This window comes from Pseudomonas sp. IT-347P (assembly GCF_949768005.1).
In the GTDB taxonomy this organism is placed as follows: domain Bacteria; phylum Pseudomonadota; class Gammaproteobacteria; order Pseudomonadales; family Pseudomonadaceae; genus Aquipseudomonas.
This window is the reverse complement of sequence record NZ_CATKPQ010000022.1, coordinates 624609-643951: the sequence shown is the minus strand read 5'-3', so window position 1 is coordinate 643951 and position 19343 is coordinate 624609. Positions and strand designations below refer to the sequence as shown.

Annotated in this window: 18 protein-coding genes; 9 read left to right on the top strand and 9 right to left on the bottom strand. The window is 61.3% G+C overall.

The features are described from left to right. Positions 1–18: 18 nt before the first annotated feature. Positions 19–480, bottom strand: coding sequence for a helix-turn-helix domain-containing protein (locus ACM6IV_RS11695; protein ID WP_414870105.1), 462 nt, complete (start codon positions 478–480; stop codon positions 19–21). 249 nt (positions 481–729) lie between these two features. Here ACM6IV_RS11695 and ACM6IV_RS11690 point away from each other — a divergent pair, with 249 nt between their 5' ends. From ACM6IV_RS11690 to ycaC, 7 genes are all read left to right on the top strand, one after another. Continuing rightward, positions 730–1713 carry an MBL fold metallo-hydrolase gene (locus ACM6IV_RS11690; RefSeq protein WP_414870104.1) on the top strand — a complete coding sequence of 328 codons (984 nt, stop codon included), beginning with the start codon at positions 730–732 and terminating at the stop codon, positions 1711–1713. 54 nt (positions 1714–1767) lie between these two features. Continuing rightward, complete coding sequence (locus ACM6IV_RS11685; RefSeq protein ID WP_414870103.1) at positions 1768–2691, top strand: LysR substrate-binding domain-containing protein; 924 nt, start codon at positions 1768–1770, stop codon at positions 2689–2691. A gap of 522 nt (positions 2692–3213) precedes the next feature. Next, positions 3214–3573 carry a DUF6124 family protein gene (locus ACM6IV_RS11680; protein WP_414870102.1) on the top strand — a complete coding sequence of 120 codons (360 nt, stop codon included), beginning with the start codon at positions 3214–3216 and terminating at the stop codon, positions 3571–3573. A gap of 214 nt (positions 3574–3787) precedes the next feature. Beyond that, positions 3788–4201, top strand: a complete 414-nt coding sequence (locus ACM6IV_RS11675; protein WP_414870101.1) for a DoxX family protein — start codon at positions 3788–3790, stop codon at positions 4199–4201. Next, positions 4194–4820, top strand: coding sequence for an antibiotic biosynthesis monooxygenase (locus ACM6IV_RS11670; protein ID WP_414870100.1), 627 nt, complete (start codon positions 4194–4196; stop codon positions 4818–4820). Before ACM6IV_RS11675 ends, ACM6IV_RS11670 begins: the two co-directional genes overlap by 8 nt. 43 nt (positions 4821–4863) lie before the next feature. Further along, positions 4864–6702 carry an amidohydrolase gene (locus ACM6IV_RS11665; protein WP_414870099.1) on the top strand — a complete coding sequence of 613 codons (1839 nt, stop codon included), beginning with the start codon at positions 4864–4866 and terminating at the stop codon, positions 6700–6702. A gap of 70 nt (positions 6703–6772) precedes the next feature. Continuing rightward, the gene (gene ycaC / locus ACM6IV_RS11660) at positions 6773–7396 is read left to right on the top strand and encodes an isochorismate family cysteine hydrolase YcaC (protein ID WP_007913541.1); all 624 of its coding nucleotides are present in this window, start codon (positions 6773–6775) and stop codon (positions 7394–7396) included. Between the two features lie 322 nt (positions 7397–7718). Here ycaC and ACM6IV_RS11655 read toward each other — a convergent pair whose 3' ends face one another. Further along, positions 7719–9146 (bottom strand): mechanosensitive ion channel domain-containing protein, encoded by a 1428-nt coding sequence (locus ACM6IV_RS11655; RefSeq protein WP_414870098.1) that lies wholly within the window; start codon positions 9144–9146, stop codon positions 7719–7721. 108 nt (positions 9147–9254) lie between these two features. Next, positions 9255–10277: an alpha/beta hydrolase gene (locus tag ACM6IV_RS11650; RefSeq protein WP_414870097.1), complete on the bottom strand. Its 1023-nt coding sequence runs from the start codon at positions 10275–10277 to the stop codon at positions 9255–9257. 160 nt (positions 10278–10437) lie between these two features. Between ACM6IV_RS11650 and ACM6IV_RS11645 the strand changes: the two genes are divergently transcribed. Beyond that, a complete protein-coding gene (locus ACM6IV_RS11645; protein ID WP_414870096.1) occupies positions 10438–11337 on the top strand; it encodes a LysR family transcriptional regulator in 900 nt (299 codons plus the stop codon). A 216-nt stretch (positions 11338–11553) separates the two neighbouring features. After that, positions 11554–12351, top strand: a complete 798-nt coding sequence (locus ACM6IV_RS11640) for a class I SAM-dependent methyltransferase (RefSeq protein WP_414870095.1) — start codon at positions 11554–11556, stop codon at positions 12349–12351. Positions 12352–12476: 125 nt separating this feature from the next. Here ACM6IV_RS11640 and ACM6IV_RS11635 read toward each other — a convergent pair whose 3' ends face one another. The 6 genes from ACM6IV_RS11635 to ACM6IV_RS11610 all read right to left on the bottom strand — a co-directional run bounded on the left by ACM6IV_RS11635 (position 12477) and on the right by ACM6IV_RS11610 (position 19339). Then, on the bottom strand, positions 12477–13169 hold the full coding sequence (locus ACM6IV_RS11635) for an N-acetyltransferase (RefSeq protein ID WP_414870094.1): 693 nt from the start codon (positions 13167–13169) through the stop codon (positions 12477–12479). Next, positions 13166–14356 (bottom strand): GNAT family N-acetyltransferase, encoded by a 1191-nt coding sequence (locus ACM6IV_RS11630; protein WP_414870093.1) that lies wholly within the window; start codon positions 14354–14356, stop codon positions 13166–13168. Before ACM6IV_RS11630 ends, ACM6IV_RS11635 begins: the two co-directional genes overlap by 4 nt. Positions 14357–14360: 4 nt before the next feature. Continuing rightward, the gene (locus tag ACM6IV_RS11625) at positions 14361–15050 is read right to left on the bottom strand and encodes a GNAT family N-acetyltransferase (protein ID WP_414870092.1); all 690 of its coding nucleotides are present in this window, start codon (positions 15048–15050) and stop codon (positions 14361–14363) included. A gap of 67 nt (positions 15051–15117) precedes the next feature. Further along, entirely contained in the window at positions 15118–17037 is a 1920-nt protein-coding gene (locus tag ACM6IV_RS11620; protein ID WP_414870091.1) for a hypothetical protein, read from the bottom strand. Beyond that, a complete protein-coding gene (locus ACM6IV_RS11615; RefSeq protein ID WP_414870090.1) occupies positions 17034–18341 on the bottom strand; it encodes an oligosaccharide flippase family protein in 1308 nt (435 codons plus the stop codon). The genes ACM6IV_RS11620 and ACM6IV_RS11615 overlap by 4 nt, the downstream gene beginning before the upstream one ends. Next, positions 18338–19339 carry a polysaccharide deacetylase family protein gene (locus tag ACM6IV_RS11610; protein WP_414870089.1) on the bottom strand — a complete coding sequence of 334 codons (1002 nt, stop codon included), beginning with the start codon at positions 19337–19339 and terminating at the stop codon, positions 18338–18340. Before ACM6IV_RS11610 ends, ACM6IV_RS11615 begins: the two co-directional genes overlap by 4 nt. Positions 19340–19343: the final 4 nt, after the last annotated feature.

The following is a 19343-nucleotide window of genomic DNA, read 5'->3' as shown; positions in this document are numbered from 1 at the left end:
GGTGTCCGGGCATAATCCTCAGGTTTGAGCGTCAGTGCAACGGGGGCCGCGTTCAAACACGGGCTGTGTACGGTGAGCTTTGGGTTCACGCATGATCTGGCAGCGCCAGGCAAACGGATTGATGCCCTCGCTGCGGGTGAACATGTGGCAGAAATGCGCCTGATCACAGAACCCGCATTCCAGGCTGATTTGCGTCAGGCTCAGGTCGGTGTGCTGGATCAGCAGCTTGGCCCGCGCCAGACGCTGGGTGCGAATCCAGTCCTGCGGCGACAACCCGGTGCTGCATTTGAAGGCGCGGGAAAAGTGACTGCGCGACAGCGAGCAGGCGCGGGCCAGTTCGGTCACTTCCAGGCTTTCGCCCAGGCGTTCGAGGATCAGTTGTTTGACCTGCCGTTCGCGTTGCGGACTGAGTCCGCCGACCCCGGTCTTGCGTGGTTCGTTGGCAGGGGCGAGGGCGACGCTGTGCTGTAAGTGAGCCATGGCCAATGTCCGTGTCGATGGGGAATGCACGCTCGGCGCATCCCCTCAGGTCAAAAAAACAACGCTGCGCAGAGGGTTTCATTGTTGGGCGATAGCGCCAGGCTGACGAGTTAATCGTTGTTAATTCCCGCGTATTGATCTGAACTCAGCACATCCCTGCAAGTCTGCGCGCCGCGGTTTGCGGCACGATGACAGCAAGCGTGGCGAGCCGATGGGGGCGCCGCAATCGGCAGATCCAAGGGGAATCAGATGAAAAGTATGTTCAACACAGCGGCGGCGTTGACGTTCGCGCTGGTCACTTCCAGCGCCATGGCGCAGGCACCCCAGCAGGGCACGCAGGCACCGGGTTATTTCCGCCTGGCGTTGGGCGATTACGAGGTCACCGCGTTGTTCGATGGTTACAACGACCTGTCGCCGAAGCTGTTGCAGGGCATGAGTCAGGCGCAGATTCGCGCGCTGCTGGCACGCCGTTCGATTGAAACCCCGGGGGTTCAAACGGCGTTCAATGCATTTCTGGTCAATACCGGCAAGCAACTGATTCTGGTCGACAGCGGTGCGGGGCAATGCATTGGTGAAACCGCCGGGCAGCTCCTGGCGAACATGCGGGCGGCCGGCTACCAGCCAGAGCAGGTCGATACGATCCTGCTGACGCACCTGCACCTCGATCATGTCTGTGGTCTGGTCGATGCACACAAGCAAGCGTTGTTCACCAATGCCACGGTGTACGCCGCCAAGGCAGAAGCGGATTACTGGCTCGATCCGGCCGCGCTGGCCAAAGCGCCGGCTGGCGCCAAGGAGTTTTTCAAGATCGCCCAGGACTCCACCGCGGCCTACGTCGCCGCCGGGCGCTTCAAGACCTTCGCCGCGGGCCAGTCGCCGTTGCCGGGTTTAGTCGAAGCGTCACTCGAAGCCGGCCATACGCCGGGCAGCACCACCTACCGCTTCACCTCGCAGAATCAGAGCATCGTCTTCATGGGCGATCTGGTGCATAACCTGGCTGTGCAGTTTGAGCATCCGGAAGTGTCTATCGGCTTTGACGTCAACAGCGCGCAAGCGATCAACGCTCGTCAGGCGGTCTTCAGTGCGGCGGTCGCCAGCAAGACGTGGGTGACGGCGGCGCACTTGCCGTTCCCGGGGATCGGTCACATCACCGCACAGGGTAAACATTTCCAGTGGGTGCCCGTGGAATTTGGCCCGTACAAGCGCGCGGCCAAAGTGCCGTTAATCGAGTAAAGTGCGCAGCGCCCACCCGCAAAAGCAGCTGACACCGAAAAGGAAAACATGCCCATGAACCGTAACGATCTGCGTCGCGTCGACATGAACCTGCTGGTGATTTTCGAAGCACTGATGTTCGAAAAAAACCTGACCCGCGTCGCCGAAAAACTGTTCATGGGGCAACCGGCCGTCAGCGCCGCGTTGGGGCGGCTGCGCGATCTGTTCGACGATCCATTACTGCTGCGCAACGGTCGCGGCATGGAACCGACCGCGCGGGCGCTGGCGATTCTCAAGGAGCTGCAGCCGGCGATGGATGTTATCTCCGGTGCGGTCAGCCGGGCCAAGGAGTTCGAACCGGCGAGCAGTTGCGACGTGTTTCGCATCGGCCTGTCGGACGACGCCGAATTCGGTCTGTTTCCGCCGTTGCTGCGTCAGCTTCAGCAAGAGGCGCCGGGAATTGTCGTGGTGGTGCGCCGCGCCAATTATCTGCTGATGCCGACGCTGCTGGCGTCCGGGGAAATCTCGGTGGGCGTCAGCTACACCACCGATCTGCCGGCCAACGCCAAGCGCAAGACCTTGCGCGACATTCCCTGCAAGGTTTTGCGCGGCGACGATCGCCCGGGGCCGCTGACGCTCGACGAATACTGCGAGCGCCCGCATGCGATGGTGTCGTTCTCGGGCGACCTGAGCGGCAATATCGATCTGGATTTGGCCAAGGTCGGCCGTTCGCGCCGCGTGGTGCTGGGCGTGCCGCAGTTCAGCGGCCTGCGCGCCTTGCTTGCCGGCACCGAGATGATCGCCACCGTGCCGGATTACGCGGCCTGCGCGCTGGTGGAAGGGTGTGCGTTGCGCGCCGAAGATCCACCGTTCCCGATTGATGCGGCGCAATTGTCGATGGCGTGGAGCGGGGTGCATGACAACGACCCGGCGGAGAAATGGTTGCGTTCGCGGATCAGCCAGTTCATGGCGGCGCCGCTGAATATTCCGGCTAGCTGAATCCCTGCGCAAATCTCAAATACAGCACTGATCCCCTGTGGGAGCGAGCTTGCTCGCGAAGGCGTCGTATCAGTCGATAAATACTTCGAATGACACACCGCTTTCGCGAGCAAGCTCGCTCCCACATTGGGACGGCGTGATCCCTGAGTTGTTGGTGGTTTAAACATCGCCGTTTAAGCAACACCCGCAGACACTCTTTCAGGCTACGCATCCTTGCGCCGTTGCCTACAGCTACGCCAGAATCCGCCGGCTTGTGCGCTTGTGGTCGGGTCTCTATCGTTTGGTGGTCGCTGAATAGTTCAGCGATCGGGTTTAGCGATCCGGTTCCGAATACAGACGCAACAACGCTCCTCTCTCGATTGTGGATTTTCCTCAAACGATCGCGTCATGGTGGCTGTGCGTGGGAGACCGCAAGGTCTACCCGGGGTTTCTGTGACCCGGATCGCTAACCTGCGTACAGCCGCCACCCTCAACTTGTTTAGCGATAAGTCGTGGCGGCTCAGTCCTTCACGGAGATTCACCATGTTCAAAGTCACACCCAACCCGCCAGACATCGACCCCACATCCCCCTACGAATCCATCGATTCCCGAAAACTCCACGAAGCCGCTGACCGCGCCCTCGACCATTACCTTCTGCCTCCCGGCTCTACGCCACCCTCACGTAGAACCCGTGGCATGTACGCCGTAACCGCTGACACCAAAAGCGAAGAACTGCTGACCGATGCCAGTGAAACACTCGCCTCGGCCAAAACCATCGCCCAGGACGTCGCCCACCTGTTGCCCGCGCCGCAGCGCCGGGCGTTGATGGGGATTGCGCAATTGATCATGCTCGGTGAGCTGGCGGTGAATCGAGTGCTGGATAACCTCGAGCTACCTGCCTGACCCCATTCCTTGTGGGAGCGAGCTTGCTCGCGAAGGCGTCGGGTCAGTTATAAATACTTTGAATGACACGCCGCTTTCGCGAGCAAGCTCGCTCCCACAGGGATTCGCGGTGTTCCAAGAATTTTGGAATGCCGCAGAACTGAGCACACCCATCCAATTTCCTCCCGACCATCATTGGCATGATTCCAGCCAATGACATTTCAAGGGTCGGGTCATGAATGCCTCAACAGATGAACAGGCGCGCGACATCGGTTTGCTGTTCCTGCGGGTCAGCGGCGGATTGTTCCTGCTGTGGGTCCACGGCTTGCCCAAGCTGCTCGATTTCACCGCGCAACTGCAACTGATCGAGGACCCGTTCCACCTCGGTGCCCACCTCACCCTGATCCTGGCGATGTTCGCCGAAGTCCTCTGCCCACTACTGATTGTCGCCGGGGTGCTGGCGCGATTGGCGTGCTTGCCTATTCTCTTTGTGCTGCTGGTGGCGCTGTTGGTCGTGCATCCGCAATGGAGTGTGGCCGAAGGGCAGTTCGGCTGGTTGCTGTTGATCCTGTTTACCACTGTGTTGATCGCCGGGCCGGGACGGCTGGCGATTTCTGTTCGTTTGCCCGGAGTGTTGCGTTATGCCTGAAGTCCTCAATCCACAAACACCGGGGGCCGATGAGACGGTCACGCTGATCATCAAACACCGGGTCAAGGCCGGTTTCGAGTCGGCGTATGAAGCCTGGCTGCGCAATATCGTCCGCGTGGCGGGGCAGCGTGAAGGGCATTTGGGCGTGGATGTGGTGCGTGGCAAGCGCGGCCGTCTCGATTTCTACACCTGCGTGCTGCGCTTCAGCTCCACCGAAGCCATGCAAGGCTGGCTGGAGTCGCCGCAGCGTCAGGCACTGGTCGCCGAAGCCGCGCCCATGCTGGCTGACGGCGATCAGACCGAAGTCGCGCCGATCAATGAATTCTGGTTTTCGCCGCTGGCCGATGCCGCTTCGCCGCCGCCGCGCTGGAAGCAGGCCGTCGTCTCGCTGCTGGTGATCCTGCCGCACACCTTGCTCGTGCCGCTGATCTGGGGGCCGCTGCTGGCGTTGCATCCGCTCCTTTCCAATTACGTGATCGCCACGTTCCTGATCACTCTGACCATCGTCCTGTCGGTGGTGTACGTGGTGATGCCGCCCGTCACTCGTTTGTTTACGCCATGGCTGGAAGCCAGCCAGACCCATGAACACCTCGATTCCCAAGAAACCTCGCCGCGCTGAGCGCGCGGGGTTCGCTTCTTTTCACTTTGCTTGAGGAACTGCGATGAGCGCCGATCTGATTTTATTCAATGGCCAGTTTCATACCGTAGACCGCACCAAACCACTGGCCAGCGCCGTGGCAATCAAGGACGGTCGCTTCGTCGTCGTCGGCAATGACAACCAGGCCATGGCCCTGCGCGGGCCGAACACGCAAGTGGTCGATATGCACGGTCGCTGCGTCATTCCGGGCCTCAACGACTCGCACTTGCACCTGATCCGTGGCGGTTTGAACTACAACCTCGAACTGCGCTGGGAAGGCGTGCCGTCGCTGGCCGACGCGCTGCGCATGCTCAAGGATCAGGCTGACCGCACACCGACCCCGCAATGGGTGCGCGTGGTCGGTGGCTGGAACGAATTCCAGTTCGCCGAAAAACGCATGCCGACCCTCGAAGAAATCAACCAGGCTGCGCCGGACACCCCGGTGTTCATCCTGCACTTGTATGACCGCGCGCTGCTCAACCGCGCCGCCCTGCGCGTGGCCGGTTACACCCGCGATACGCCGAACCCGCCGGGTGGCGAGATCGTCCGCGATGCCAACGGCAACCCGACCGGTATGCTGGTGGCGCGGCCGAACGCGATGATCCTTTACTCGACGCTGGCCAAGGGGCCGAAGCTGCCGCTGGAATATCAGGTCAATTCGACCCGCCAGTTCATGCGCGAACTCAACCGCCTCGGCCTGACCAGTGCGATCGATGCCGGCGGTGGTTTCCAGAACTACCCGGACGATTATCAGGTGATCGAGCAACTGGCCAAAGACGACCAGTTGACCGTGCGCATCGCCTACAACCTGTTCACCCAGAAGCCGAAAGAAGAGCTGACCGATTTTCAGAACTGGACCGGCAGCGTCAAGTTGCATCAGGGCGACGACTTCCTGCGCCACAACGGTGCCGGCGAGATGCTGGTGTTCTCGGCGGCGGACTTCGAGGACTTCCTCGAACCGCGCCCGGACCTGCCGCAGACCATGGAAGAAGAGCTGGAGCCGGTGGTGCGCCACTTGGTCGAGCAGCGTTGGCCGTTCCGTCTGCACGCCACTTACAACGAATCGATCAGCCGCATGCTCGATGTGTTCGAGAAGATTAACCGTGACATCCCGTTCAACGGCTTGCCATGGTTCTTCGATCACGCGGAAACCATCACCCCGCAGAACATCGAACGGGTGAAGGCGTTGGGCGGCGGCATTGCGATCCAGGATCGCATGGCCTTCCAGGGCGAGTACTTCGTCGATCGTTACGGCAAACAAGCCGCCGAAGCCACACCACCGATCAAACGCATGCTGGCCGAAGGCGTACCGGTCGGCGCCGGCACCGATGCGACGCGGGTGTCCAGCTACAACCCGTGGACCTCGTTGTACTGGATGGTTAGCGGCCGCACCGTCGGCGGTCTGGCCTTGTATGAAGAAGGGTTGCCGCGCGCCACTGCGCTGGAGTTGTTCACCCACGGCAGCGCCTGGTTTTCCTCGGAGCAGGGCAAGAAGGGCCAGATCAAGGTCGGGCAACTGGCGGATCTGGCGGCGCTGAGCGCGGACTTCTTCCATGTCGAGGAAGAAGCGATCAAGTGGATCGAATCGGTCATGACCGTGGTCGGCGGCAAGATTGTCTACGCCGCCGGCGATTTCGAAGACCTCGGCCCGCGCTCGATTCCGGTGCTGCCGGACTGGTCACCGGTGGTGAAAGTCCCGGGCCACTGGCGGCCGAATTCGCCGTTGCAGGCGCAGGTTCACCAGTGCAGCGGCCCGTGCGCGGTGCACACTCACAGTCATGAGAAGGCGCGGATGTCGAACGCGCCGGTCAGCGACTTCGCCGGTTTCTGGGGCGCGTTTGGCTGTTCCTGCTTCGCTTTCTGATTTCCCCTGAAGCGCCGGCCCTCGGGTCGGCGCTTCACGCTTTATCCATCCGTCCATCAGGAGTTTTCCCATGAGCGTTCCCTACACACGTCTGAACAAAGATGATGCGGTTGTACTGCTGGTCGATCACCAGACCGGTCTGATTTCGCTGGTTCAGGATTTCACTCCGAACGAATTCAAGAACAACGTGCTGGCGCTGGGCGACATCGCCAAGTTCTTCAAGCTGCCGACCATCCTCACCACCAGTTTTGACGCCGGTCCCAACGGCCCGATCGTGCCTGAGCTGCGCGAGCAGTTTCCGGATGCGCCGTTCATTCAGCGCCCGGGCCAGATCAATGCCTGGGACAACGAAGACTTCGTCAAAGCGATCAAGGCCACCGGCCGCAAGCAACTGATCATCGCCGGTGTGGTGACTGACGTTTGCGTAGCGTTCCCGACCTTGTCGGCGATTGCTGAAGGTTACGAAGTGTTTGTGGTGACCGACTCGTCCGGCACCTTCAACACCACCGTGCAGCAAGCGGCGTGGGCGCGGATGTCGGCGGCGGGTGCACATCTGCTGAACTGGTTCTCGGTGGCGTGCGAGCTGCAGGGCGACTGGCGCAATGACATGGAAGGTCTGGCGCATCTGCTGTCGGAGCGTCTGCCCAACTACCGCAACCTGATCAACAGCTATACCAAGTTCACTGCCAAGTAATTGGATGTGAGTTTGAAAAGCCCCTCACCCTAACCCTCTCCCGGAGGGAGAGGGGACTGACCGAGGGGGTCTTTAGAAGTACGCCGACGTGCAATACCGAGCCGAACTCCGGTCTTGAATACGCCGAAGATCGGCTCCCTTTCCCCTCGAGGTCTTGGGGGGAGAGGGGACTGACCGAGGGGTTTTCGGGATACACCGACCTGGGGAAATCGAGCCGAACTCCGGACTTGAAGCATACGGAGATCGGCTCCCTTTCCCCCTCGCCCCCTTGGGGGAGAGGGCTGGGGTGAGGGGGTAGGCTTTTGATCTTGAAATCTTCGCATCACCGCTTTTGCAACCAACCGAGAAACCCACCTTTCCTAACCGCCACTGGCTTGGCCATCAACGCGAGGCGACTGTTCTGCTGACGCACCGCCTGCAATTTATTCAGCGCTCGTCCAACCTCGGTGCGCTTTTCCATGCATTGACGGGTGAGACTCTTGTCCAGCCGATAGATGATGCTCGACGTCAGCGCCGTGAACGTCGCTTGCGACGGCGTATCGGCCAGAATGCTCTGCTCACCCATGACCTCACTTGGCCCCATGCGCCCGGCCTCGATCTTGTTGTCGCCGTCCGGCACCGTCGCGCTGACGACCCCGGTGGCAATCACAAACAGACTGTCCGGCACTTCATCCAGATCCAGCACCACTTGGCCGGCGGTGTATTGCTGCGCAACCATCGATTCCGCCAGACGATCACGTTCTTCGCTGCTCAGCGAGCGGAAGATTTTCACTTCATCGAGCAATGCACGAGCACGGGTCGACGGTTCGATCACGCCGTCCGGATGCCGCGAAATGCCGGCCGCTTCGAGATGGCGGTGGGCGAGGTCGAACAGCTGATTGCGCACTTCGCTTTTCTTGCCGAGCTCGGCGATGAAGCCGCTGGCGACGTATTCCGACATGGTTTCCCCGGCCTCTTTCAGTACGGCTTTTGGCGCCGGGCTGAGAAGAAGAGAGCTGCTGCCCTGCAAGGTACGATCAAGCGCATCCAGTACTCGCCGCGGGCGAATATGATTCGGCACCTGAATGCTGATCGACACACCGTGCATGTTGTTCGGGCGGCTGAGGTTGACGATCTTCGCCTTGGCCGCCACCGAGTTCGGCACCACGGCCATGGTCCCGGCGCTGGTCAGCAGGTGTGTGGCGCGCCAGTCGATGTCGAAGACTTTGCCTTCGACGCCGTCGATCACCACAAAATCATCCACCTGATACGGCTTGGTGGTGTTGAGCACGATCCCGGAAAAGACATCGGCGAGGGTGCTTTGCAGCGCCAGACCGACAACGATCGCCACCACCCCCGAGGTCGCCAGCAAGCCTTTCACCGGCAGCTCCAGCACGTAACCGGCGGCGGCGACGGTGGCGACCAGAAAAACCAGGGCGCCGATCACGTCTTGCAGCAAACGACCGCTGTGGCCGATGCGGCGCATCAGCGCCAGGCCGATGACTTCGGTCAGCACCCGCGCGGCGTACAGCCACCAGAGAATCCCCAACGCCGTCGCCCCCAGTTGCGCGACACGGTCATCGGCGAACAGCGGTGCTTGCAGCGGGCTCACACCGGCGTTGATCACCAGCGCCGTGAACGCCAGAAACAGCACCAGCCGCACACCGACTCTCGGGGCGCGATGGGTGAAGGGCGAGAAGTGCCAGAGCACGGCGTCGAGCAGCAGCAGGGCGGCGCTCCAGGACAGCAGGTGGGTGTAGAAAAGAGTCATGACCGAAGCTCCGCAAAGTCTGCCAATAAAAAGATCGCAGCCTGCAGCAGCGCCTACAGGAGAACTCATTCCAATGTAGGCGCTGCCGAAGGCTGCGATCTTTTGCCGTTAAGGCTGCAAGTGGGTTTTCAGTTCCGCCGCCGCCTGTCGCACCGCCGCTTTCACCTCAGGAATCTGACTCAGCGGATTGAGCAGGCCGAAGTCATGAATCATCCCGTTGTAGCGCACCGAGGTCACCGGCACACCGGCCGCATCCAGATGCCGCGCATAGCCTTCGCCTTCATCACGCAGCACGTCGAATTCGGCGGTCTGTACCAGCGCGGCCGGCAAGCCCTTGAGCTGTTCGGCGCTGGCGTTGAGCGGCGAGGCGTGGATCTGCGCACGCTCGGCCGGGTTGGTGGTGTAGTTGTCCCAGAACCACTGCATCATGCCTTTGGTGAGGAAATGGCCCTCGGCGAATTGCTGGTACGAACCGTCGTCGAATTGCGCGTTGGTCACCGGCCACATCAGCAGCTGGAAGCGCAGCGCCGGGGTTTGCTGTTCCTTGGCCATCAACGCCACGACCGCCGCCATGTTGCCGCCGACGCTGTTGCCGGCCACCGCCAGACGCTTGCCGTCGACACCGATGTCCTTGCCGTGCTCGGCCACCCATTTGGTCGCGGCGTAAGCCTGGTTGATCGCGGTCGGGTACTGCGCTTCCGGCGACGGCGTGTAATCGACGTATACCGCGACCGCCCCGGAACCCACCACCAGATCCCGAATCAGGCGCTGATGCGTCGGGTAATCGCCGAGTACCCAGCCGCCACCGTGGAAGAACATGAACACCGGCAACTGGCCTTTGACCTTGGCCGGCCGCACCACTTTCAGGTTGATGGTCTGGCCATCGACCTTGATCGCCTTGTCGCTGACTTCAACACCGGACAGATCCACTTTCACCGAAGCCTGGGCGCCGGTCAGCACCGCACGGGCGTCTTTCGGGCTCAGTTGTTCCAGCGGACGACCACCGCCAGCGGCGAGGGCATCGAGGAACGCCTGGGTGTTGTGTTCCACACCAGGGCTGCCGGCCGCAAAAGCGCAGCTGACGGAAAGGGCGAGGAGGGACGCGGCGAGGGTTTTCTTGACGATGTTCATGGGTGGAAATCCTTTTGAATAATTTTGATTGTTTGCCTGAGTTGCGGGCTGCTGTGGCACTGGATTTGCGGCCTCAGCAACACCGTGAGCACAGATTAATGGGCTGCCGAAAAGTGAAAAAGCGGCTATAAAGCGTTTAACTGTCTACCAGAGAGTGACAATGAACCCGTTCGAAGACATGCGTATTTTTTGCCAGGTCATGGACTCCGGCAGCTTCACCTCAGCGGCCGATCAGTTGGGGCTGTCCAAGCAGTTCGTCAGCCGACGCTTGATGCAACTGGAGGAGCGCCTCGGCGTGCGGTTGCTGAACCGCTCGACGCGGCGCCTGGACGTCACCCCGCTGGGGCAGAGTTATTACGAATCGGCGTTGCGCCTGTTGGGTGAAGTCGAGCAAGTGGAGCAGGGCATCGCCGGGCAAACCGCCGAGCCACGCGGGACGATTCGCTTGAGTGCGCCGCTGTCGTTTGCCGTGGCGCATCTCGGTTGTCTGCTGCCGCTGTTCTTGCAGCGCTATCGCGAGGTCACGGTTGAGGTCGATCTGAGTGATCGGCCGGTGGATTTGCTCGGTGAAGGCTACGATCTGGCGCTGCGCATCGGCGTGCTTGAAGACTCGACCCTGATTGCCCGGCGCATCGCGTCGATCGAGCGCGTGTACTGCGCCAGTCCCGCCTACCTCGCCGAGCGCGGCACGCCGCTTAAACCCGAAGATCTGCACAGCCATGACTGCCTGCCGTATGGGCATGGGCGTTCTGTGCAATGGCGTTTCAATGCCGGGCAGGGCAAGCCGCTGCTGGTGAATGTCACCGGACGTATGCGCGTGAACAACGGCGAGTTGCTCCGGGATGCGGCGGTGCAGGGGATGGGCATTACCTATCTGCCGACGTTCATCGTCGGCGCGGCGCTGAAGGATGGCCGGCTGGTGCCGGTGCTGGATGATTTGCGTCCGGAACCGCTGACGTTATCGGCGGTGTATCCGCAGCATCGTCAGGCGTCCAGACCGGTGCAGGCGCTGGTCGAATTCCTGCGCGAGCGGCTGAACCAGAGCCACGTCAATCTTTGATAGCGTGGCTCCTTCGGCCTTTTTTTCGCATGGATTCGATCAAGGCATGCATTTCCGCCATCACTTCTTCATGGGCGATACTCGGACGAGAATCATCTCTGGACGCCTGGTCCTACAGCCGCTATCGCTCGACGGCTTACAACATTGCAACAGACCCCTGCGTGAAGCCGTTCTATGCTCACATCCGCTCAATCAAGAGCCACATCGGAGTGCGCCATGGAAGTGCCGAACAATAAAATCGCCATCGAAAGCAATCGACAAGCTTGGAACGATTCCGCTCGTCATCATCAGGATTCGCCTGACTGGCAAGCCTTGCTCCGCGAGGTTGAGCAGGCGGATTTCTCTTGCCTCGATGAGACCCTGAGTGAGTTGCTGGAGGTCGATGGCAAGGACGTGATTCAACTGGGCTGCAACAATGGCCGCGAGAGTCTCTCGCTGTTTGCGCTGGGTGCCAGAAGCGTGGTCGGTGTCGATCAATCGGCGGCGTTTCTCGAACAGGCGCGAGAGCTGAACAAGCGTTCCCCGCACAGCGCCGAATTCATCGAAAGCGATATCCATCATTTGCCAGCGTCATTGCTGAATCGCTTCGATGTGGCGCTGATCACCATCGGCGTACTCAACTGGATGCCCGACATCGGCGAATTCTTCCGCCATGTCGCCGCAACCCTGAAGCCGGGCGGCAAACTGGTCATCTACGAAACCCATCCATTCCTGGAAATGCTCGATCCTGACGCTGCGGATCCGTACCGCCTCGCCAGCTCGTATTTCCGCGCCGAACCGTTTGTGCAGGAAGAACCGATTGTCTATGTCGGCAAAGTTGAACAGCCGGCGGCGAAGTCGTATTGGTTTGTGCATACGCTGGGGGCGATCTTCAGTGGCGCCATCGGCGCAGGGCTGAATATTGCGCACTTCAAGGAGTATGCGCATTCGAATCGGGAAGAGGTGTATGACCGGTATCTGAATCGAGAGGCGCAGATGCCGATGTGCTTTACCCTCGTCGCCATCAAGGCCTGATTGATCGATGCGGCTGCCGGCCTCATCGCGAGCAGACTCACTCCTACATTTGAAATGCGTTCCCGTGTAGGAGTGAGCCTGCTCGCGATTGCGGCATCAAGGCCGCCACAAATATCCAGACTGAATCACGCCTGCGCCGCCGTCGTCACTACCGGTCTTTCCGGCTTGCGCAGCGCCTCCAGCCTTGAACCGCTGTAGTGCGATTCGCGGAAGAAACGCCAGTGCCCGAACACGTCGTATACATGGGTGATATGCCCTTGTTCCTGATAGCCCAGGCGCATATGCATCTTCAGCGCCTGCACATTGGCACCGTCGCAGATATCCACCACTTTTTTGAAGCCTCGCGCAGACATGACTTGCCACAGTGCGGTCTGTGCATCGACGGTCAAGGTACTGCCGAAATAGTGCCGGGTAATTTCCGCGCCGAACTGAAAGTATTCCCCGGGCTTGACCGGGAACGTGCAGCGGTAGAAGTGGCGGTCGTAATAGTCGCGAGTGCTGGCCCAGACGAACCCGACGGTGTGATCGTCCTGGTCCAGGTACATATGCCCTGTATGCCCTTCAGCGGCCAGCTCGGCCATGGTCTCCACGCGGTCACCAAAGTACTTGCCGAATGCCTTGGCGTTGTCCTCGGTGATGTCGACTCTGCGCAAACCTTCGCAGGGGCGCAGTTTGTTCGGGGCAATCGGCGTGACCAGATCGCGCTCCATCCACAGCAATTCACGGTGAGCGAACACGTAACGTTTCCACAGCGCGCCAAGGGTGCGGCGCAGGCCTTTTTGTTTGATGCGCAGAAGCAGTTTTTCGATGACGCTCATGATGCCCTCCGAGGCGCTAGCCCAGGTGTGTTGGATGGTGTTGCCGGTTGAATTTCGGATGAATTTGCCGCCGTCGAGTTGCCGGCGCGCTGTGCGCGCCATTTTTGCAGGGCCGGTTTGACGTGGTGCCAAAGGCGTAGCCCCAGGCCCAGCAGCAAACCGCTTGGGCGCCACGAGTAGAAACTCCAGCGCCAGTGTTCCAGTTGCCCGGTCATGCGTTCATGCAGTTGATGGCTGGAGTTGTCCAGGCTGACCCGCGACGCATCGATCCAGCGCCAGTGCTCATCCAGCCCCCAGCGAATCCATTCCTCCAGCAACACCCGGCCGCTACCGAGGTCGGCGTGCTGCGGCAAGAACGCCAGGTTGTAATCGTAGAGCCGACCCTGTTCGAGCAGGCCGAGGCGATAGCTGATGCAGCGGCCATTCAGCTCGAGTGTCACCACGCGTACCAGGCCTTGGCCGGCGAGCGCGGTGAAGGCGCGTTCGATCCATTGGCGACTGCGCGGCGTGGCGAAAATCCCCACGCCTTGATCGCCTTTCCAGCTCACCGCTTCGACTTCGCTGATGGACTGCAGCAAGGCGCCCATACTCAGCGCGTCCGGGGTGATCCGGCGTATCTGCGCACCGCATGCGGCAATCCGTTTGCGCGCCCGACGCAGCTTGTAGCGCGGGTCGCCGGAGACCTCCTGATGATCGGCGTCGCTGATCAGATGTACTGGCACCCGACAACTCAGACGTCGTTCAGCCGTGGAACTGCGCGCCATCCATTCGGTGAGCGCACTTTCTTCACCGGCAGGTTCCGACAGTTCATTGAGTTGCAGCAGCGCATGGGGCAGATGCTCACGGATCAGCACCAGCGCCTTGTGCATGTCTTCGCCGTCGAGCAACGACAGCAGCGCCAGGCGATCGGCCAGCGGATAACCCAAGTGATGCAAGACACGAAACGGCACGCCGGCGAAGCGTTCGCGGCTGGCCACCAGTGGCAGGCACAGACGCAATTCCCCGGCGTCCCAGCCGAGCAGAATGTGCAGGCGCTGACCCTCGCCCAAGGCTTGCTCTGCCGCGCACAACCAGCCGAGGCTGTTGAATGGCGTATGGTCGGCCACGCGCAGGCGCAATGCCTCATAGGCCGTCGCCGGGAAGTCGGCAGCGCACAGTGACGTGCGCCATTCGAATCGCATCACCATGGGTTCAGGCCGCCGTTGCTTTGACAGGTGGACGGGAAGTTTTACCCAGCGCCGCCAGGCGCGAATCGCTGTAGCGGGTTTCGCGGTAGAAGCGCCAGCGGCCGAACAGCGTGTAGATATTCATGATCCGCCGTTGTTCGGTATAGCCCATGCGCAAGTGCAGCTTGAGCGCGGGGATGTTTGTCGAATCACAGACATCGACCACTTTGCGGCAGCCTTGGGCGGCCATGGTTTTCCACAGGCGCACTTGCACATCGACTGACAATTCGGTGCCCCAGTAGGCGCGCGCCATTTCGCCACCGAATTCAAAGAACTCGCCGGGTTTCACCGGGAACCGGCAACCGTAGTAATGCCGATCAAAATAATCGCGCGGCGTGCCCCAGATAAACGCCACGGCATCGCCATGCTCGTCGACATGCATCTGCCCGGTGTGACCCTCACGGGCCAGCTCGGCCATGACACCGACGCGGTCACCGAAGTAACGGGTGAAGGCGCTGGCGTTGTCTGCGGTGATCTTCATGACGCGCAGCGGCGGGTAGGGTTTGAGGCTGTACGGTGGCACGGGGCTGACCAGATCGCGCTCCATCCACAGCAATTGTTGATGGGCAAAAATGTACATTCTGCGGATCTTCGCCAAGGTCGCTCGCAGGCCTTTACGACGGATATGTCCGCTGAGTTTTTGCAAAACATCCATGGTCTCTTCTCCTGTTGAAGTTCCCACGCACAGCAAGACGCTCGCGGGAAGTACATCGAAGGGCGGTTCATGAAGCGCTCCAGTTCAGGGCAAACACGGTTTGCCCCGGTAATTCGAAACGTACGCGCCCGTTTTCGCAGGCAAACGGTATGTCGCGGCTGCGATTGTCAGCGCCGAACAAACGCAAGGCGCTTTGATTCAGCGGGCACCGGGCACCGCTCAGATCAACCCGTTGCAGGCGCGTGCCTTTGTTCACTCCGAGCAGTGCGCGCTGCTTGTCGCCGGCCATCGCCAGGACATCCACTTCAAAAGCGTCGTTCTCCAGTTGCAGCACGTGCGGCAGCCAATGCCGGGCAATGAATTGCTGGGCAAGGCCCACTGGTTTCAGCTCGAAGCGACCATCGTCCTGTATGCGCACCATGCCCTTGCCGTAGGGCGGTTCGTCGGCGGCCTGAAACCAGTTGAGCATGCTCAGCAGGCCGTCCTGGGAGGCGTTGATGACCACCGAGGCCCACCACAGCGCGGTGTAATGGGTTTCCTGATCGTAGGGGCTCAGGGCTGAGCCACTGGACAGATTGGTCTGATCCAGCAGCAGCGCTTTGCGTGGCTGACCCTTAGCGTCCAGCCCCACCAGTTCGGCGGCGCGGCGCACGCTGTCGCGGTAGACGCGGGTGGCGAGCAGGTCGCGGATCATCCATTCGTGCCAGGCCAATGCGTCGACCTGATCGGCGGATTCGCTGAGCAGTTGCCGGGCCCAATCGATACCGCGTTTGCTCGCCGCATTGCGGGTGAACGGCCCGTTGACCAGACGTGAACTGGCGGGCATGGCGATGCGCACACCAGCCTTGGCATTGGCCGGGTCGCTACGCACCTGGCGGGCCATGCTGACAAAAATCGCCCGGAAATCTTCGTAGCTCGAATAGTTGAGGTTCGGTTCGTCGGCGAAGCCGATGTAATGCGTGCCTTGACCAGCCAGCGCGCGAGTGCTGGCGAGCCATGCCTCAAGGCCGTTGCTGCTTTGCACGTCGGCACGCAGATCGGCCTGACGCCCGCTGCCGGCGAGCAGGGTGATATCCTGGCGGATGCCGAAGCGCGTCTGATAGAGCTGACGAACCGGGTCTTCGACACGGGCATTTTTCGAGGTGACGTCAACGTAGCTGTAAAAACTTGCCGCACTCGGTTTCAAGGCATCCAGTGCGGCATGACTGGCCGCGGGCGGCATGAGATTGGGCAGGGCAATGCCCAGATCGGGGGTGCGCCCGAGCACCTTATCGTGCAGGGTCAGGCGTACCTGGCCCGGCTCTTCACGCAAGGGTTGGAGCTGCTGCGCATTTTGCGCAAACAGATTGGCCGTGCCATCGAGCCAGAACGCCGCTTTGCCGCTGCCCTGCAGGCGCAAGCGCCAGACCTGGGGCTGGTCGCTGACCGGCAAGGCCACTTGATCAAATTGCCAATAGGCGCGGTAAGGCTTGAGGGCCAACGACAGTTGTTGACCATCGTCCACGCGCTGGGCTTGCAGCGCACTGACCCCGCCATGGTATTTGCCGTTCAGCACCGCGTGTTCCCCCGGCGCCACCTGGAAAAACAGCTCATCGCCATTGCGGGTTTCGACACTGAAATGCACCTTGGCCGGACTGAACAGCGCCACGGTTTTATCGTCATGCTCGACGCGATAACTGCGGAAGCTGTAGCCGGGAATCTCCAGGCGATAACTGGCAGCGCCGGGCACCAGCGGCCAGCGCTGCGAACCGCGCACTTCGGCGGCCTCGATCAAGCGGTCACCTTGCAACTGGCCGTGGCCGTCGAGCAGATAGATATGCTCTTCATTGGCCTCGGCCTGCCACGCCGGAACCCAGCGCACGGTGACTGTATCCGGGTGGTCGGCTTGCAGATACAGGCTGCCGTCGCGGATGTCGCCCCACTGCACAGGCGCAGCGAAGGCGTTCAGCGTCAGGCCGAATCCGAGCAGCAGGGCCAGGCGCTTCATGCGGCCTTCCGACGGTGCAGCATCAGCCACATCGGGCTGAAGTCACCGGGCAGGATGAACAGCGTGTGCCAGAACGGTACGCCGCTGAGTCTGCAATAAAGCACCAGCATCGCCAAGGTCACTGCCAGATAGGCGATCGAGGACGCCGCTGCTGCGCCGACGATGCCGTAGCTCGGGATCAGGAGCAGGTTCAGCCCAAGGTTGAGCAGCGCGCCCACCCCCATCATCAGCGAGACCGTGGCCGGGCGATTCTTGCCGATCAGATCCAGGCGCAGAATGCTTGCGTAGCACAGGCCCAACAGCCCCGGCAGCAAAGCCAGTAACGCCGGGTAGGCCGGCTGGTAAGCGACGCCGAACAGGGTGACGATCAGCCATTCGCCGATCAGCGCCATGGTGATGCAGGCGCCGAACATCACCGTGGCGGTCAGGCGCAGCGCCAGCGGCGTGACCTTGTCCATGCCTTTGTCCTGTTGCAGCAGTCGCTTCATCAGCGGGGTGGTGACCGCTTCCGGAACGATCAGCAGCAATTCGGCGGCGGCGCTGGCCATGGCGTAGTGGCCGAGCGCGGTACTGCCGAGCAGGGCGCCGATGAACAGGTAGTCGGAGCGCAGAATCACCTGTTGAAACAGCAGATCCGGATGGCTGCGCGCACTGAAACGCAGCAACTCGTTCTGGCTCGCACGGTCCCATTGCAGTTGCAGCGGCTGTGCGCGTTTGAGCCACATCCAGCCGACCAGCACCACCAGGCTGATGCCGGCCAGCCAACTGATCAGCGCGGCTTCGAGTGCGGCCTCTTTCCACATCCAGAACAGCGCAACAAACAGCAGCAGCGGCGCCAGGGATTCGATCAGGCGCAGCACGTTGAATGCGACCACGCCGCCCGACGCGTTGTGCAGGGTCAACAGTCCGCTTTTAAGGACGGTCAGCGGCACCGCCAGCAGCAACAGCCACGCCAGCAGACCGAGCTGCATCGTCACATCGAGTTCGCTGCCGAACTCACGGGCCAAAGCGACCACCAGCAAAGTAAGCAGGCCGGCCAGAAGACAGCCGAACACCAACACCTGAGCGAGCAACACGCCCATCGGTCGCTGATTGGCCGCTTGATAACCGACTGCCGAATTCAGACCGCCGCTGGTCGCCGCGCTGATCAGATCCGGCAGGGTGCTGAGCAGGGCGAACAATCCGCGCTCACTCGGGCCGAGAATCCGCGCCAGCAACACATTGCGCAGCAGGCGCAAGCCGATCATCGCCAATTTGGTGCCCATGCTCAGGGCCAGATGCTTGAGGTAGCTACCGCGACTCATGGCCGTGCTCCGCGAAAGATCCGTAACGACAGCAGCTCTGGATTGCGCGCGGTGCGTTGGCTGACGCCAAAGCGCGGCAGGTTCAACGGGTCGCCGACGCCGCGATAGAGGCCACTGGCCGTGCCAAGGGCAAACGGATAATCGTGATTGGCGACTTGCTCGCGCACGTGCTCATCGTTGTCGCCGTTGGGGTAGCAATACACCGGCAGTGGCCGATTGCAGCCGTTGTGCAAGGCATCGCGACTGCGGCTGATCTCTTCGCGCAGACGCACTTCATCGAGTTCGGTGAGGATTGCGTGACTGGCGCCGTGTGGGCCGAAACGCACCAGCCCGGACGCTTCCATGGCGCGCACCTGATGCCAGTCCAGGGCTTGCGGCAAGGACTCGGTTGGACACTCATCGGTCAGACGTTCAAGTGCCTGCGCTTCGAGACGCTTCAACCCTTGCAGGTAATGCAGCAGCGCCAGGCTGCGCCGGTCGACATCGATATCGTCGAGCAGCACCGGCAGTGGATGACCGGTGCTACGCAGGTACTCGATCAGATGCATGCGCGCCTTTTCGCCATGGCTGCCCCACAGCGTTTCACCCACGCTTTCCCACCAGAAACGTTGCCGGCTGCCAATGAAATCCGTGGAGAGAAAAATGCTCGCCGGCACCTGGTGTTTTTGCAACAGCGGATAGGCGTTGACCGCGTTGTCGCGCCAGCCGTCATCGAACGTCAGCGCCACGCGCGGGCGCTCGGTGCGCAGGGCGCTGGGCTGCAGCAACTCCATCAGCGGCACGCAATCGAAATGCTTGCGCAGCCACACCAGCAGGTGTTCGAACGCCTGCGGGCCGACGCACAGTTCATTGCGGTGCGGCAGGCTGGCGGCACGGTCGTTGGCCAGCACTCGGTGGAGCATCAGAATGACCCCGGCCCCGTGCAACTGGTTGCGCCCCACGGACGAGTTGAGATAGAGCCAGCCGCTGGTGCGTTTTATCAATTGTTTGATCGCCATGGCA

Bases quoted from the DNA above. Each gene is read 5' to 3' on its own strand.
- ACM6IV_RS11695 (WP_414870105.1), bottom strand. From the start codon at position 480: ATGGCTCACTTACAGCACAGCGTCGCCCTCGCCCCTGCCAACGAACCA.
- ACM6IV_RS11690 (WP_414870104.1), top strand. From the start codon at position 730: ATGAAAAGTATGTTCAACACAGCGGCGGCGTTGACGTTCGCGCTGGTC.
- ACM6IV_RS11685 (WP_414870103.1), top strand. From the start codon at position 1,768: ATGAACCGTAACGATCTGCGTCGCGTCGACATGAACCTGCTGGTGATT.
- ACM6IV_RS11680 (WP_414870102.1), top strand. From the start codon at position 3,214: ATGTTCAAAGTCACACCCAACCCGCCAGACATCGACCCCACATCCCCC.
- ACM6IV_RS11675 (WP_414870101.1), top strand. From the start codon at position 3,788: ATGAATGCCTCAACAGATGAACAGGCGCGCGACATCGGTTTGCTGTTC.
- ACM6IV_RS11670 (WP_414870100.1), top strand. From the start codon at position 4,194: ATGCCTGAAGTCCTCAATCCACAAACACCGGGGGCCGATGAGACGGTC.
- ACM6IV_RS11665 (WP_414870099.1), top strand. From the start codon at position 4,864: ATGAGCGCCGATCTGATTTTATTCAATGGCCAGTTTCATACCGTAGAC.
- ycaC (WP_007913541.1), top strand. From the start codon at position 6,773: ATGAGCGTTCCCTACACACGTCTGAACAAAGATGATGCGGTTGTACTG.
- ACM6IV_RS11655 (WP_414870098.1), bottom strand. From the start codon at position 9,146: ATGACTCTTTTCTACACCCACCTGCTGTCCTGGAGCGCCGCCCTGCTG.
- ACM6IV_RS11650 (WP_414870097.1), bottom strand. From the start codon at position 10,277: ATGAACATCGTCAAGAAAACCCTCGCCGCGTCCCTCCTCGCCCTTTCC.
- ACM6IV_RS11645 (WP_414870096.1), top strand. From the start codon at position 10,438: ATGAACCCGTTCGAAGACATGCGTATTTTTTGCCAGGTCATGGACTCC.
- ACM6IV_RS11640 (WP_414870095.1), top strand. From the start codon at position 11,554: ATGGAAGTGCCGAACAATAAAATCGCCATCGAAAGCAATCGACAAGCT.
- ACM6IV_RS11635 (WP_414870094.1), bottom strand. From the start codon at position 13,169: ATGAGCGTCATCGAAAAACTGCTTCTGCGCATCAAACAAAAAGGCCTG.
- ACM6IV_RS11630 (WP_414870093.1), bottom strand. From the start codon at position 14,356: ATGGTGATGCGATTCGAATGGCGCACGTCACTGTGCGCTGCCGACTTC.
- ACM6IV_RS11625 (WP_414870092.1), bottom strand. From the start codon at position 15,050: ATGGATGTTTTGCAAAAACTCAGCGGACATATCCGTCGTAAAGGCCTG.
- ACM6IV_RS11620 (WP_414870091.1), bottom strand. From the start codon at position 17,037: ATGAAGCGCCTGGCCCTGCTGCTCGGATTCGGCCTGACGCTGAACGCC.
- ACM6IV_RS11615 (WP_414870090.1), bottom strand. From the start codon at position 18,341: ATGAGTCGCGGTAGCTACCTCAAGCATCTGGCCCTGAGCATGGGCACC.
- ACM6IV_RS11610 (WP_414870089.1), bottom strand. From the start codon at position 19,339: ATGGCGATCAAACAATTGATAAAACGCACCAGCGGCTGGCTCTATCTC.